General features: G+C 66.9%; 14 protein-coding genes. 7 read left to right on the forward strand and 7 right to left on the reverse strand.

What is annotated here, in order from left to right; all coding sequences use genetic code 11:
* Positions 1 to 29 precede the first annotated feature (29 nt).
* Complete coding sequence (locus BJL86_RS02415) at positions 30 to 1,274, reverse strand: serine hydrolase (protein WP_156896119.1); 1,245 nt, start codon at positions 1,272 to 1,274, stop codon at positions 30 to 32.
* Positions 1,275 to 1,469: 195 nt separating this feature from the next.
* Here BJL86_RS02415 and BJL86_RS02420 point away from each other — a divergent pair, with 195 nt between their 5' ends.
* A complete protein-coding gene (locus BJL86_RS02420; protein WP_067476764.1) occupies positions 1,470 to 2,828 on the forward strand; it encodes an aspartate aminotransferase family protein in 1,359 nt (452 codons plus the stop codon).
* A 59-nt stretch (positions 2,829 to 2,887) separates the two neighbouring features.
* Here the strand turns inward: BJL86_RS02420 and BJL86_RS02425 are convergent, their stop codons facing one another.
* Positions 2,888 to 3,334 (reverse strand): SEL1-like repeat protein, encoded by a 447-nt coding sequence (locus BJL86_RS02425; RefSeq protein ID WP_067476761.1) that lies wholly within the window; start codon positions 3,332 to 3,334, stop codon positions 2,888 to 2,890.
* A 113-nt stretch (positions 3,335 to 3,447) separates the two neighbouring features.
* On the opposite strand from BJL86_RS02425, the gene BJL86_RS02430 reads away from it, so the two are divergent.
* On the forward strand, positions 3,448 to 3,894 hold the full coding sequence (locus BJL86_RS02430) for a phage holin family protein (protein WP_067476758.1): 447 nt from the start codon (positions 3,448 to 3,450) through the stop codon (positions 3,892 to 3,894).
* A gap of 15 nt (positions 3,895 to 3,909) precedes the next feature.
* Entirely contained in the window at positions 3,910 to 4,353 is a 444-nt protein-coding gene (locus BJL86_RS02435; protein ID WP_067476755.1) for an NUDIX hydrolase, read from the forward strand.
* Between the two features lie 84 nt (positions 4,354 to 4,437).
* On the opposite strand, the gene BJL86_RS02440 is transcribed toward BJL86_RS02435, so the two are convergent.
* From BJL86_RS02440 to BJL86_RS02455, 4 genes are all read right to left on the reverse strand, one after another.
* Entirely contained in the window at positions 4,438 to 5,607 is a 1,170-nt protein-coding gene (locus tag BJL86_RS02440) for a peptidoglycan recognition protein family protein (protein ID WP_075844791.1), read from the reverse strand.
* Between the two features lie 459 nt (positions 5,608 to 6,066).
* Complete coding sequence (leuA, locus tag BJL86_RS02445) at positions 6,067 to 7,932, reverse strand: 2-isopropylmalate synthase (RefSeq protein WP_067473529.1); 1,866 nt, start codon at positions 7,930 to 7,932, stop codon at positions 6,067 to 6,069.
* A gap of 216 nt (positions 7,933 to 8,148) precedes the next feature.
* A complete protein-coding gene (locus tag BJL86_RS02450; protein WP_156515265.1) occupies positions 8,149 to 8,592 on the reverse strand; it encodes a hypothetical protein in 444 nt (147 codons plus the stop codon).
* A 99-nt stretch (positions 8,593 to 8,691) separates the two neighbouring features.
* Positions 8,692 to 9,540 carry a DMT family transporter gene (locus BJL86_RS02455; protein ID WP_067473523.1) on the reverse strand — a complete coding sequence of 283 codons (849 nt, stop codon included), beginning with the start codon at positions 9,538 to 9,540 and terminating at the stop codon, positions 8,692 to 8,694.
* Between the two features lie 209 nt (positions 9,541 to 9,749).
* Here BJL86_RS02455 and BJL86_RS02460 point away from each other — a divergent pair, with 209 nt between their 5' ends.
* Both BJL86_RS02460 and BJL86_RS02465 read left to right on the forward strand, forming a co-directional pair.
* Positions 9,750 to 11,012 (forward strand): aspartate kinase, encoded by a 1,263-nt coding sequence (locus BJL86_RS02460; protein WP_067473521.1) that lies wholly within the window; start codon positions 9,750 to 9,752, stop codon positions 11,010 to 11,012.
* A gap of 96 nt (positions 11,013 to 11,108) precedes the next feature.
* Positions 11,109 to 12,146: an aspartate-semialdehyde dehydrogenase gene (locus tag BJL86_RS02465; protein WP_067473518.1), complete on the forward strand. Its 1,038-nt coding sequence runs from the start codon at positions 11,109 to 11,111 to the stop codon at positions 12,144 to 12,146.
* Positions 12,147 to 12,249: 103 nt separating this feature from the next.
* Here the strand turns inward: BJL86_RS02465 and BJL86_RS02470 are convergent, their stop codons facing one another.
* Entirely contained in the window at positions 12,250 to 12,693 is a 444-nt protein-coding gene (locus BJL86_RS02470) for a MarR family winged helix-turn-helix transcriptional regulator (protein ID WP_075844792.1), read from the reverse strand.
* A 139-nt stretch (positions 12,694 to 12,832) separates the two neighbouring features.
* Between BJL86_RS02470 and BJL86_RS02475 the strand changes: the two genes are divergently transcribed.
* Positions 12,833 to 14,440, forward strand: coding sequence for a hypothetical protein (locus BJL86_RS02475; RefSeq protein WP_075844793.1), 1,608 nt, complete (start codon positions 12,833 to 12,835; stop codon positions 14,438 to 14,440).
* A 132-nt stretch (positions 14,441 to 14,572) separates the two neighbouring features.
* Positions 14,573 to 15,031: a Fur family transcriptional regulator gene (locus tag BJL86_RS02480; protein WP_067475147.1), complete on the forward strand. Its 459-nt coding sequence runs from the start codon at positions 14,573 to 14,575 to the stop codon at positions 15,029 to 15,031.
* Positions 15,032 to 15,132 lie beyond the last annotated feature (101 nt).

Genomic DNA, 15,132 nt, shown 5'->3' on the forward strand with positions numbered 1-15,132 from the left:
CCTGCGTGCTCCCGGTCCCTAGTCGCGAATCACAGGCGCTCCGAGCCGCCGAGCACGCCGACAACCTCTTTCGCGGTCTCGGCGAGCTGCTCGTCCGGCGGATTGGCGCCGGCGAAGAAACTCGACACGGCGGACAGAACGAAGCGACCGGATTTCGTCCCGACGACCGCCAGGTCGTGGGACTCGGTGTCTGTCTCGCCGGTCTTGTTCGCGAAGGTGCCCGTGGGCAGTTCACCGGGAATCTTCGTCGACCGGAACTGTTGAGCCATCGCCGAGAGCACCGCGCGCGCGGTCTTCGGGGTGGTGAGCGCGTCCGGCGCCACCTCGTTGAGATTCTCGTCGGTCACCTCGCCATCTGCCGCCGCAACGAGAGCGGACAGGTATTCGGCGGCCGAGGACGACGTGATGTGGTTCCAGTCGCCGGACTCGGGTTGGTTGAAGTAGGCGCCGACGTGGAAATCCTCCTCGATGCCCAGTCGCGCGGTGATCGCGTCGATGTACTCGAACGCCGTCATGTCCGAGGCGGCCGAGGCGGAGGATGCGTCGGCCTCGACGTCGCCGAACGCGGGGCCGTCGGGGATGACGTCGATGAGCTCGTTCACCGCGTCGTTGTCGGAATAGGCGATGGACGCGGCGACGAGATCGCCGAGGGTCGTGGGTTCGTCGTCCTCCTGCGCGGCTTCGGCGGCCGAGGTGACGGCGTCGTCGGCCTCTTCCCCCATGGACTCGTCGTAGGACGCGCGCAGCCCGGCGTTGCCGGCGCTCCACGGGGTGTATTCGTCGATGACGAGCTCATCGAGGTTGCCCTCGTAGGCCTCGATCGCCGCGACGGCCGCGGCGAGCTTCGGGATCGACGCGGCGAAGGTGGTCTCGTCGTCGCCCACGCACTCGTCGACAGGCTTCTTCGTGTCGAGCGACCGCAGGCACCAGGTGAGGGTGACGCCCTGCGCGGCGGCATCGTTTACCGAATCGGAGAGCAGCTCGTCGATCTCCTTGAGATCGGCCGACGAGGGCGCGTCGAACTTCTCGGCGTCGTCGTTCCACACGCGCGGGATCTTCGCATCGCGCGAGGAGGCCTTGACCTGAGTCTCCTCGGCCGGGACCGGGTTCGAGGTCTCTCCCGTCGCCTCGGCGACGGGCGCGGCGGGCTCTTCCTCGGCCGGGGCGCATGCGGCGGCCGAGCCGATGAGAAGCGCCGCCGTCACACTTGCTGCGACGATGCGGCCATAGGGGCGCAAGGTCCCCATGGCAGGCGTGTGGGCAGATCGCGACACGTCAGAATCCCCCTCGTACGTGGAGTCGGCGAAGATCCAAAAATACCAAGAGGGTGCGCCAATGGCTGTATCGCACGACACGCGAGGACGCCCGTATTCCGCGAAGCGGAAATAGTGCAGGGCGCGCGGCGGCGAGCAGTGCCATCATTGGCAGCACAGAGAGTCCGTGCACCCTGCCTGAAGGAGAGTGGAAAAGTGCCCGCACCACAGAATGCCGAAGCGCGCGAAGTCTACGAGAAGGAGCGCGCCCACGTTCTCGCCCCGTGGACCGCCTGGGGCAAGCACGACCCGATGGTCGTGACGAAGTCCGAGGGCGTCTACCTGTGGGACGGCGACGACAACAAGCTTCTCGACTTCACATCGCAGCTGGTCAACACCAATATCGGGCACCAGCATCCGGTCGTGGTCAAGGCGATCCAGGACCAGGCTGCCGAGATGTGCACCATCAACCCGGCGCACGCGAACGCCGCCCGCGCCGAGGCCGCGCGCCTCATCTCGTCCATCGCGCCGGAGGGGATGAACCGGGTGTTCTTCACCATGGCCGGCACCGAGGCCGTGGAGCACGCGATCCGGATGGCGCGCCGCCACACCGGCCGCGTGAAGACCCTGTCGGCATTCCGTTCGTACCACGGTGCGACGACGACCTCGATGAACCTCACGGGCGATACCCGCCGCTGGGCCAACGACTACGGCAACACCGGCGCCGTGCACTTCCACGCGCCGTTCCTCTACCGCTCGCAGTTCTACGCCGAGACCGAGGAACAGGAGTGCGAGCGCGCCCTGCAGCACCTCGACGATCTCATCGCGCTCGAGGGACCCGACCACTTCGCGGCGCTGATCATCGAGTCCATCCCGGGCACCGTCGGCATCATGGTCCCGCCGGCCGACTACCTGCGCGGTGTACGCGAGATCTGCGACAAGTACGGCATCGTCATGATCTGCGACGAGGTCATGTCCGGGTTCGGACGCGCCGGTACGTGGCTCGCGCTCGACAACTTCCGCAACGGCCCGGACGACTGGACCCCTGATCTCATCACCTTCGCGAAGGGTTCGAACTCCGGGTACATCCCGCTCGGCGGCGTCATCATCCACGACCGCATCGCCGAGTCGTTCAAGGACACCCCGTACACCGGCGGCCTCACCTATGCCGGGCATCCGCTCGCGTGCGGTTCGGCGGTGGCCACGATCAACCTCATGCGCGACGAGGGCATCGTCGAGCACGCGAAGAAGCTCGGCGAGGAGGTCATCGGCCCGCGCCTGCGCGAGATCGCCGAGAAGCACCCGTCGGTCGGCGAGGTGCGCGGGCTCGGTTGCTTCTGGGCGCTCGAACTGGTGAAGAACCAGGAGACCCGCGAGCCGCTCGCGCCGTACGGCGGATCGAGCGAGGCGATGGCGAAGGCGATGGGTGCGGCCAAGGCCGAGGGCGTGTTGTTGTTCATGAACTACAACCGCTTCCACGTTGTGCCGCCGCTCGTCATCACCGAGGAGCAGGTGCGCGAGGGGCTCGACGTGCTCGACCGCGCCCTCGACGTCGCCGACGGCTACGTGGACTGACCCCGCTTTCCCGGGTCACCCGGCACACGGTCGACCGCAGCGCCCGCGGGGCGGAGAGCTCAGCCGAGCCCTTCGCCCCGCGGGTACTTCTTTATCTGTAGCTCCAGCCCGCGCACGCCGGTCGCGCGATCGAGCACCGTGAGGTTGTGCGCCGCCCGCTCATCGCCGCGCATCGCGGCCTCTCCCCACCACCGGCCGGCCGCCTCGAAATCCTGCACGTTGAACGCGCAGACGCCGAGATTGAACAGTGCGCCGACGTCATGCTGGCGGGCAGCGCGCGACCACCATTCCTCCGCGGCGATCAGTTCGAGTCGTTCGTCTGCGGCAAGGGCGAGGCGGTACATCGCGGCGATATCGCCACCCAGGGCTGCGCGTTCGTTAGCGGAGCGGCGCGCGCCGTCGGGGTCGTTCTCCGGCTGGAGCATCGTGGGGTCGTAGTCGATCTCGTCCGCGCCGGCGAGTTCCAGGTGCAGCCAGCGCCGCGCATCCTCGGTATCGTGGTCCACGATTGCCCCCTCTTTCCATTCGCGGCGAACCCGCGCATCGAGTCTAATGCGCTCGGGCCGCGCGTGAGTGCAGCTGCGCCGCAACAGTGTGGGGAAGAAAGGTAGCCGCCCGCATGGGACTGTTCTCGTTCCTCGTCCGCATCGCCGCAAACGCGCTGGCCCTCTGGCTCGCCGCCTCGTTCGTCGACGGCTTCGGCCTCGGCCGCATGGACTTCAACTTTGTCGGCTTCGACAACCTCGATACCGTCGCGCCCCCGCACGACACGCAGTTCTGGATCAGCCTCGCCGTCGTCGCCCTCGTGTTCACCCTGGTCAATATGCTCGTGCGGCCCGTCGTCAAACTCCTGTCGCTGCCGCTGATCATCCTCACCCTCGGGCTGTTCCTGCTGGTAGTCAACGCGCTCATGGTCATGCTCACCGGCTGGATCTCCACCCAACTCTCCTTGGGGCTCTACGTGGGCGGCTTCTGGCCGGCGCTGTGGGCGGGCGTAGTCATCGCGCTGGTCAACTGGGTCATCGGCCTACTCATACCCACCAGGAATGACGGCGGACGCCGCTAACCAGGAGGACCCACAGTGAGCACCCCTACGAACCTATCCGGCACCGGCAAGACCATCTCGGTATCCGCGGTGATTCTCCGCGACCGCGCCGGCCGCTGGCTCACGGTGCGCAAGCGCGGCACGTCGTGCTTCATGCATCCCGGCGGGAAGCCCGAGCCGGGCGAGAGCGCCGCCGAGGCCGCCCTGCGCGAGGTGGGCGAGGAGATCGGTCTCCGTCTCGACCCCGAAGTGCTCGAGCCGCTGGGCCACGTGCGCACGGCGGCGGCGAACGAACCAGGCTTCACGCTCCTCGCCGACGTCTTCCTCGCGCCCTGCGCGGTGGACCCGCAGCCCGCGGCCGAGATCGAGGAGCTCCGCTGGATCGATCCACGGCACCTGTCCGCAGAAGGGCAGCGAAACCCGGAGCTCGCGCCGCTGCTCTACGACTGTGTCCGGATGTGGCCGCACACGGCCTCCTAAATGCCGAAGTGCCCCGCGCCGAAGGGCGCGGGGCACTGGTGCCGCCAAAGCGGGCGGCTGCGCTGCGGCGCAGCCGCCAGGAACCTAGGAACCGAGGTTCGGGATCTCCGGCATGGCCGGCATCGGGATGCCAGTCGAGCCCGGGTAGATGCCGAGGCCTGCGCGGGCCGCGGCGGTCTGGCCGCGCACGGCGCCGAGAGCGTTGTACATCATGTCGCCGGGGCAGCCGGTGCCCATCCAGTCGCGGTGGCCGTTGATGGCCCAGCGATCCGAGGCGGCACCGTTCTCCGGGTTGACGTAGCGGACGCCGCCGGCCGGGTTGAGGTTGAGCGCGGCCGAGAGGCGGGCGAGCACGTTGATGAGCGAGCCCCACTGGGCGGGCGACGGCATCGCGCCGGTGAAGTCGCCCATGAGGCAGACGCCGATGTTGCCGGAGTTATTGCCGCCGACGTGCGCGCCGACGGTGGCCTGCGGGCGGATGCCCGGGATCGGGATGCCCTGGAAGACCGGGATCGGTCCCGAACGACGACCCTGGTACACGACGCCCGCGGGGTCGATGACGAGCTGGTAGCCGATGTCGCCCCAGCCGTTGGTGAGCGTGTGGTAGCGGTGGAACGCGCGCATCGTGGCGGCGGTGTCCCAACCGGCAGGGGTCACCGAGTGGTGCACGGTGAGGACCTGGGCCTCGCGGTAGTACGGATCCCACCAGGTGATGGACTCGTCGGCGCCCCATGCCCAGCGCGGGACGACGGGGATGCCGAGCACGTCGATGGTCGGCATTCCGGCGTAGTTGACGAGGGCATCGGTGCGGAGCTGGCCGGTCTCACGGAGGAAATCATCGACAGCTGAGGACCCGGTCGGGCCGACCGCGGAGCCGGCGTAGACCGGGTTGGTGCCCTGCGGGCCGCGCACCTCGAAGGCCGTCGCGCCGTCGGGGGACGGGACCGCGCCGGAGGCGGGTACGTCACCCTGGTCGTCGCGGGCGCCATCGGGCTTGGGGAAGGGGAGCCAGTCGGACCAGCCTTCGGGAAGTGCGAAGCGGACCTGGGTGGCGGCGTCGACACTTCCGGCGGGAGCCTCAACGCCGACGAGGCCCGGATTGGGGAGCGGAACCTCGCCAGAGGAGCCCAGCGGCAGGCCCTGGGCATTGGCCACTCCGGCGCCGACGGTGCCGGACATAGCGGCACCGAGGCCGACCGCGGACGCGGCACCGGCAGAGCTCGCGAGGAACGAGCGGCGGTTGATCGATCGCATAAAACTAAACTCCAGTGGTCTCGCTTACCGGGTCCGATGAGCTATGGCGGACTGTGGCCGCAGCATCATCTTCGGTGACGTTTCGGTGGTAGACATACTCCCAACGCAGCTGAGGCTACCTCGCTTACGTGTCCTTTGGGAAATGCTTTGGTTATCTATTCGTGACTTAATCGCGCCTACAGTGAGCGTTCGTTACAACCGTGACGCAAGTTAAAGCCGCCGAAACCGCGACAGGCTATCTCACCAGTGCGGATAAGCGATTTCCCAATTTCCTGTGAAAATCGCACGAAATGGGCCCCTTTCACCATCGGGGTGGTCCGCACCACTTTTTCGGGGCCACTTTCGAGGCCCCCTTCGAGGCCGCCGGTGGGGTGTCCAAGTCCATACGAACGCGCCACAGGGGGCGTCGGGCTGCAACCCGGCGCTCCCTGTGGCGCGAAACCTCAAGCGGGAACCCTGTTATGGTGCCCAGGTGCGCGTGCTCGTCGAGTTGGGGATGTCCTCGGTGTCCGAGTCGATCGCCTCGCTCGCGAATGCGCGGTTGACTGCGGAGACCACGGCGCGCAGCGAAGCGGTCGTGATCGAACCGGCGCGGCCGACGCCCCAGTAGACCTCGCCTTCGATCTGGCACTCGACATACGCCGCCGCCGAGGCGTCGTCGCCGGCGCTCATCGCGTGCTCTGAGTAGTCGAGGATCCGGATCTCGCCGTAATCCAGCTGGTTCAGCGCATCGACGAACGCGGCGAGCGGGCCGTTGCCGACGCCGTTGATCTCGTAGTCGCGCCCCTTCCACTTGATGACGGCGTCGATCTGGTCCTCCCCGTCGTCCGTGGAGGCGGCGTGCAGCGTCTGCGACATCCGCTCCATCGGCGAGATCCGGTCGAGGTACTCCGCCGAGAACACGTCCCACATCGCCTTCGGGGTCACCTCGCCGCCCTCGGAGTCGGTGATCTGCTGGATCACCTTCGAGAACTCGACCTGCAGACGGCGTGGCAGCTGAAGTCCGTAGTCGGTGCGCAGGATGTAGGAGATCCCGCCCTTGCCGGACTGCGAATTCACCCGGATCACCGCTTCGTAGGAGCGGCCCTCGTCCTTGGGGTCGAGAGGCAGGTAGGGCACCTCCCACGTCGTCTCCGACACCGTGGTGCCGGCTTCTGCGGCGACATCTTCCAGCGCCGTCATCCCCTTGTTGATCGCATCCTGGTGCGAACCGGAGAAGGCCGTGAAAACGAGATCGCCGCCATACGGGTGGCGCTCGCCGACGGGCAGCTGGTTGGCGTACTCGACGGTGCGGCGGATCTCGTCCATGTCCGAGAAATTGATCTGCGGGTCGACGCCCTGGGTGAGCAGGTTCATCCCGAGCGTCACCAGACACACGTTGCCGGTGCGCTCGCCGTTGCCGAAGAGGCACCCCTCGACGCGCTGGGCGCCGGCCTTCATCGCCAGCTCTGTCGCGGCGACGCCGGTGCCGCGATCGTTGTGCGGGTGCAGCGACAGGATGATCGAGTCGCGTCGAGCCAGGTTCCGGTGCATCCACTCGATCTGGTCGGCGTACACGTTGGGCGTGGCCATCTCCACGGTCGACGGCAGGTTGAGAATCATCGGATTTTCCGGGGTCGGCGCGATGATCGCGGAAACCGCGTCGCATACCTCCTTGGAGAAGGCGAGCTCGGTGCCGGTGAAGGACTCGGGGGAGTACTGCCACTGCCAGTTGACGTCGGGGTACTCCTTCGCGAGCTCGACGACGAGGTTCGCGGCGTCGGTGGCGATCTTCTTGATCGCCTCCTGGTCGGCGCGGAACACGACGCGGCGCTGCAGGACCGAGGTCGAGTTATAGAAGTGCACGATCACGTTCTTCGCGCCCTCGCAGGCCTCGAAGGTGCGGCGGATGAGGTCCTCGCGGCACTGGACGAGCACCTGGATCGAGACATCGTCGGGGATGGCGCCGTCGCTGATGATCTCGCGGACGAAGTCGTAATCGGTTTGCGAGGCGGACGGGAATCCGACCTCGATCTGCTTGTATCCCATGCGCACGAGCAGCTCGAACATGCGGCGCTTGCGTGCGGGGTTCATCGGATCGATGAGCGCCTGATTCCCGTCGCGCAGGTCGACAGCGCACCAGAGCGGTGCGCTGTCGACGACGACATCGGGCCAGGTGCGGTCCGGCAGGGATGTGTCCTCGACTTCGTCGTAAAAGGCCTGGTACCGGAAGGCCGGCATGGAGGAGGCCTTCTGCTTGTTCCATGCGGGCTGATCTGCCGGCGCGGGCGCAGAGGGCGGGGTGATCGAGGAGGATGCAGAGACGAACGCGTCCGAGCGAGTCATGGGGAGTCCTTTCGTGCTGGGGCTAATCATAAGAAGAGCGATGAAAGAGCCGGCACGATGAGACCCCGCGGGCGGGGTGCCGACTCTCTAGAAGTTAGCCCCGCCGCGGCATCGAAGGAGAAGCGCGCGCTGCATGCGGACCACCCTACTATCTGACGGCGGACGGCGCTCGTCCTCCCGCCCGCGCGGCTCGTCTCCGGAGCGGACGAACGACGATCACAGCGGGATGTCGAGGCTCGATACCTGCGCCCCTCCTTCGTCATACAGCGATGCCCCGGGGCGGGGGACACCCCATAACCTCGTGCAGGCGCAGTCCTCGGCGAAGGCTGCGGCGCGGTCGATGAGCGCCGAGCTGATCTCGGCGGCCGAGGCAGAGGCGTTGCCTCCGGCGCCAGAGGGGTGTGCGGGGGCGAGGCCCATCTCGTAGACGAAGACCTCGACGGAGTCCGGCAGGGGAAGCAGGGAGGCGAGTAGGAACCCGAGCGCCCCGCCATTGGAGTCGGTGGCCCAGTACAGCAGCGCCGTCGACGAAGAGAGGAGATCCGAAACCCATTCTGGCGCTGGGGAAGTGGGGAATAGCTCCGATGCGCCGAGGACCACGGCGGTGTCTCCGGGTCGGAGGCGCCGCACCGTCGTGGTGCTGTGGCCAGGTCCAGGCATTATCTACATTCTCTGTCGGCGTGCACGGAGGTCGTGGATGTGTCGACAACGATACGTCACGAGGCAATCCGGGGACCGGGGCGCGCGTGTCCCGGCCCGCTATTCCTCGGCCGCGCGGGCGAGGAACACCGTCGCCGCGGCCATGACGACGATGATGCCGCCGATGACCAGCAGTTCCCAGCCGGAGACGCTGAATCGTTCGCCGAGGAGAAAGAGGCCGAGCGCGATCGAGACCACGGGGGTGGTCACCGTGCTCGCCGGCGCGGCCTGATTGATGTTGCCCGAGGCGAACGAGGCCTGCTGGACGACGAGCGCCACCGTCGCCGCGATGAGGAGACCGTAGAGCTCGCCGTTGGTGACCACCCCGATGACGCCGTCGGCGGACAGCCGGGTGACGAGGCCCTTTGCGAACACCGCGACGTAGGCGAAGGCGATGCCGCTGGTGACACCGAGGAGCAGTGCGCGGTAGCGGCGCAATTCCTGCCGCGCGATCTTGGACAGCACGCCCATGACCGCCAGGCCCGCGAGCACCGCGGCGAGCCATTCCCACCAGGCCGGGTGCTCCGCGCCTTCGATCGGGCGGCCGTACACGACGATCGCCGCGACGCACGTGGTGAGGACCGACGCCCACAGCCACTCCCAGCGCGTCGCCGGGCGGTCGGAGAACCGCGAGGCGAGGGGGAGGGTGAACATGAGCGAGAGCACCGTGATCGGCTGCACGAGGAGAAGCGAACCGAAGTTGAGCGCCGCGGCCTGCAGTGCGAACCCGAGAAGCGAGGACAGGGTCCCGCCGAGCCAGTACCAATTGAAGATCGAACGAATCGCGGCCTGCGCGCCGGACTCGCCATGACTGGGTGCCTCGGCAGCGGCATGGCGTAAGACCATGCCGAGCGCGGTGGTGAAGGCGGCCGCAAGAGCGAGTCCGATTGCGTAGTAAGTCGCAGGCATTAGGGACAATTATCACCGCTAATGTTGGGCGCTGCTCCAGTCGCCCGGGGAAAGCGGGTTCGAACTCGGTAAGATGGTCCCGTGCACGCGGCGCCTCGCTCCCTGTGGCGCTGCGGCGAAAATGCGAAATCAATCCGTGTATCTGCCTGTGGGCGTGGCAAGTTTCCTTGCCCCGGTCGGGCCGGCACCGAGGAGGACACGAGACACCCATGGCATTGGTCGTACAGAAGTACGGCGGCTCATCCGTCGAGTCTGCCGAGAGAATTCGCCGCGTCGCCGAGCGCATCGTCGAAACGAAGAAGGCGGGCAACAAGGTCGTGGTCGTCGCCTCCGCGATGGGCGACACCACCGATGATCTGCTCGACCTCGCCGAGCAGGTCTGTCCCGCTCCCCCACAGCGCGAACTCGACATGCTGCTCACCTCCGGCGAGCGCATCTCCAACGCCCTGCTCGCGATGGCGATCTCCTCGTTCGGCATGGAGGCCCGCTCGTTCACCGGGTCGCAGGCCGGCATCATCACCACGAGTCGGCATGGCGACAGCCGCATCATCGACGTCACCCCGGGCCGCCTGCAGGAGGCCCTCGAGGACGATTCGATCGTCATCGTCGCCGGTTTCCAGGGCGTCTCGCAGGAATCCAAGGACGTGACGACGCTCGGCCGCGGCGGATCGGACACCACCGCCGTCGCGCTGGCCGCCGCGCTGGAAGCCGACGTGTGTGAAATCTATTCGGACGTCGACGGCATCTATACCGCCGACCCGCGCATCGCCGCCGATGCCCAGAAGCTCGACAAGATCTCGTTCGAGGAAATGCTCGAGATGGCAGCGGTCGGCTCGAAAATCCTCAATCTGCGCAGCGTCGAATTCGCTCGCCGATACCACGTGCCGCTGCGCGTGCGTTCCTCGTACACCAACAACCCCGGCACCCTTGTGGCCGGTTCGATGGAGGACATCCCCGTGGAAGACGCAGTACTCACCGGAGTAGCCCACGACGCTTCGGAAGCCAAGATCACCATCGTCGGCATCCCCGACCGCCCCGGTTTTGCCGGACGGATCTTCCGTATTGTCGCCGACGCGGAGATCAACATCGACATGGTGCTCCAGAACGTCTCCAAGTCCGAGGGGCGCACCGACATCACCTTCACCTGCCCGCTCGCCGCAGGACCGAAGGCCGTCGAGCTGCTCACCAAGGCCAAGGAAGATCTCGAGATCGAGAAGGTGCTCTACGACGACTCGGTCGGCAAAGTATCCCTCGTCGGCGCCGGGATGAAGTCCCACCCGGGTGTGACGGCGAAGTTCTGTGAAGCCCTGAGCGAGGCCGGGATCAACATCGAACTCATCTCCACCTCGGAGATTCGGATCTCCGTGCTGTGCCGCGAAAGCGAACTCGAGGACGCCGTGCGCGCTCTGCACACCGCCTTCGAGCTGGGTGGCGACGAAGAGGCCGTCGTCCACGCCGGAACCGGGCGGTAGACTCGGGAGGCAGAAGAACCTCCGCCGTCATAGATAGTTGTAGTGAGTTGACGACGGTGGGGGCGTCTACCCCATACAAAGGAGTTTGAACGACTGATGACCACGCTCGCCGTAGTCGGTGCCACCGGACAGGTGGGGCGCGTGATGCGCACCCTGCTCGAAGAGCGCGAATTTCCGGCAGACCGCGTCCGCTTTTTCGCCTCCTCCCGCAGCGCGGGCACGAAGCTGCCGTTCCGCGGTGAGGAGATCGAGGTCGAGGACGTCGCCGCGACGACCGACGGGCAGCTCGCCGGCATCGACATCGCGCTGTTCTCCGCCGGCGGCACGCTGAGCAAGGAGCAGGCTCCACGATTCGCAGGTGCCGGCGCGATCGTCGTGGACAACTCCTCGGCGTGGCGCAAGGACCCCGACGTCCCGCTCGTGGTGTCCGAGGTCAACCCGGACGATGCGAAGAAGACGCCGAAGGGCATCATCGCGAACCCGAACTGCACGACGATGGCCGCGATGCCGGTGCTCAAGGCGTTGCACGACGCGGCCGGGCTGACTCGTCTCGTGGTCTCCTCGTACCAGGCGGTCTCCGGCTCCGGGCTCGCCGGCGTCTCCGCGCTGCAGGACCAGGTCCGCGCCAACATCGACGGCATGGACGCGCTCGTGTCCGACGGCTCGTCGCTCAAGGCCGAGGACACCGGGCCCTACGTGGAGCCGATCGCATTCAACGCACTTCCGCTCGCCGGTTCGATCGTCGACGACGGCACGCTGGAGACCGACGAGGAGCAGAAGCTGCGCAACGAGTCGCGCAAGATTCTCGGTCTCCCGGACCTGCTCGTTGCGGGAACGTGCGTGCGCGTGCCGGTGTTCACCGGACACACGATGAGCATCAATGCGACGTTCTCCGAGGAGATCACGCCGGATAAGGCGCGCGAGATCCTCGAGAACGCGCCCGGTGTCGTGTACGACGACGTGCCCACCCCGCTCAAGGCCGCGGGCCAGGACCCGTCGCTCGTGGGCCGCATCCGCCAGGACTACTCGGTCGAGGGGCGCCACGGGCTCAACCTCGTCGTGTCCGGCGATAACCTGCGCAAGGGTGCCGCGCTCAACACGATTCAGATCGCTGAGCTGCTGGTGAACACCTAGGGTTCGCCTTTTGCAGTTTGATGCCCCGGTCGGGATCTTCTCGGCCGGGGCATCGTCTATTAGTGCCGGCTTCCGGCGCGAGTGGGCGGCGCGGCTCTCGCGCTCACCAGTGCCAGGCGTAGCCGCCGACGTTATCGATCGTGCGCTGCATGACCGTGATCGCGGTGATGAATTCGTCGTCGGAGATCCCGCGCCGGCGCTCGACCTCCAACTGCTGCTGCACCTCGGCAGCGGCGCGGAATTTCTCGCGCCCGGCGACGGTCCAGCGGAGGGTGCCGGAAGCGCTGCGGATCCACCCCTTGTCGAGGAGCGAGTCGATCGCCTCGTGGATCACGGCGTCGGATTCGTTAGGGCCAACGGTGGCGACGATCTTCTCCTCGCTCACCCCGGCCTCGTCGAGCGAGAGCTGGTGGAGCACCCACCATTCGGGCTGCGGAACCCCAACGTCGTTCAGGGCGGAGCGGGTCCTGTGGCCGATCGCCTCGGCTGCGCGGGCGGTCCAGAATCCGATGGGCTGCTTCAGCGGTGGCTGCATGGGTGTACTCATGCACCTCAAGCTAGAACCTCGACAAAGGTTGAAGTCAAGGGTTCGGCGCAACCGTTCCACTCACGCCGAATCGGCGATGCCGGTCCTGCGGGCTTCCTAGTGTTACGTCGAAAGCACGCCGGAAGAAGGGGAGCGGGCGATGGGAACGCGCACTATCGGAACGAGATTCGCCGAGCGGGCGGCCGCGGCCGCGGCGGCGCTCGCGGCTAGCGCGGCGGTATGCGCCCAGGCCGGGGCCGGCCCGATTCCCGGCACCCCAGGTCTCGGCCCACTCGGCACCGCCGCGGTGCATGGCGACATCTTTTCCACGGACACGATCCCCGGAGTCGGCCCCGGACGGAACCCGTCGGTCGCGGCGTCGATCCCGGGCGGCACCTGCTCGTCCGTTTTCGTCGGAGCCGATGGCATCCCGGTGGCGCTGTGCACCGCATACGTCGGCACGGATCCCGTCGAGTTCACCCCACCAACGGTCGTCGCCTTCGACCCGGCCACCGCGCAGCCCGTCGCCCGCATCCAACTGGCCAAGGGCGCGCTTCTCGGCGGCGTCTATGGATACATGGACGACCGCGACCGTGTCGTCGTCGCCGACGGCGACCACGTCCTCCACGCCATTGGTCACACCCGCGACGATGCCGGCGGCTGGCGCATGACCGACGACGTCCTCGCCGACCTCGCCCCGGCCCTCGCCCTCGGCGACCACATCACCGGCCTCGCCCCGGGCACCGACGGGCGAATCTGGTTCGTCACCGTCGACTCGCGTGTAGGTACTGTCCGCCCCGGCGAACCCGATTCGCTTCGCGTTCTCGACCTTCCCGAGGCGGCAGGAGTACCCACCGGCGAAAGGGTGTCCAACGGGATCACCGTCCGTCCCGGCGGAGCCTCGGTGATGACCTCCCACGCCCTCTACGAAATAACGCAGGATGACGGCGGAGCCCCGACCCTTTCCTGGCGCCGCGACTACGAGCGAGGAGGCGCGCGGCACCCGGGGATGCTGGCGCACGGTTCGGGCTCGACCCCGACGTACTTCGGTCCGAGTGGCGACGACTTCGTGGCCTATCTCGACGCCGCGGACCGCTCAACGCTGTTCGTGCTCGACCGGGCGAGCGGAGAGGTGCGGTGCGAGATGCCGGCGTTCGCGACGACCTTGGATCCGGATACGGTCGCCGCCGACGGCCGCCTCATCGACGGGCCCGCACAGTCCGAGAATTCGCCGATCGCCCTGGAGAGCCGCGAGGGCGGAGCGTGGTCCATCATCATCGCGAACACGTACGGGTACGAGTACATGCCGATGGCAGTCGATGGTCCCGCGGCGCCCGCGCATGCGCCGTACAGGGGAGGAATGACCTCCGTCGTCACAGATGGGTCGGAGTGCCACAGGGCGTGGACGCAGCACTCCCGGACGGCGACACTTCCGAAGGCGACCACAGGGGACCGGCTGATTCACGGACTTGCCTACGGCGATCTGCCCGAGGTTCCAGCGCACTCAGCGGAGCTGCTCGGTGCCGAGGAAGCGGAGCGCGTCCTGGGCAATGGCGTCTCCAGCGGGCTCGCGCAAAAGGTTGGTCCGGTGTTCTATACAGCTGTAGATGCCGATACCGGCGAGGAGGTCATCCGCAGCAAGGTGGGGGATGCGCCGGTGGACGAGCCGATGGAACTCACCGGAACGGTGGCGCCGGCAATCGATGGCGGGCCGGGCGCGTACTGGCAGGCGACGATGGGACGGATGTTGCGCATCGGGCCGCCTTAGGCCCCATCTCGCCATTGTGACGTAGGACACACTAATTTTTTGTAGTCCATCCTAAGCTTATTCTCAATTAGTACAAAAATTATACTTGAATAAAACTGGAACTATTCCAGAAATCGGGCTATGGTGGGAGCCATGACAACGGAGAACCCAGTAGCTGTGAAGCTGCGCGAGTCGGGATTGCGGGTCACCGCGCCTCGCCTCGCGGTGTTCAACGTTGTCGACAAGAAGGCGCACATTCCAGCGGAAGATGTGGCATCGGACGTTCGTGCACAGCTGGGCACGGTGTCGACACAGACCGTGTACGACGCTCTGCGCACTCTTGTGGAAGTCGGCCTCATCAGCCGGATCGAACCTGCCGGGCACCCGGCGCTCTACGAAACCCGAATCGGGGACAACCACCACCACGTGGTGTGCCGCGAATGCGGGCGAGTGGAGGACGTGTCCTGCGCGATCGGAGAGGCTCCGTGCCTCGATGCCGCGGAGCACCACGGGTTCACCATCGACGAGGCCGAAGTCGTCTACTGGGGCACCTGCCCCGAATGTGCGAAGAGGGCGGCCGCCACCAAGCCCGCCGAATCGCCACCCCGGTAGCCTGCACGATTCATTCCCTAACCAGCCCACAACCTGCCCATAACGGAGGGTCTGAAATGACGAACGAGAACATCCACCCGGCGGACCGCGGGTCCGTCGAC

Origin of the sequence: Dietzia timorensis, assembly GCF_001659785.1 — a bacterium.
Taxonomy (GTDB): Bacteria; Actinomycetota; Actinomycetes; order Mycobacteriales; family Mycobacteriaceae; genus Dietzia; species Dietzia timorensis.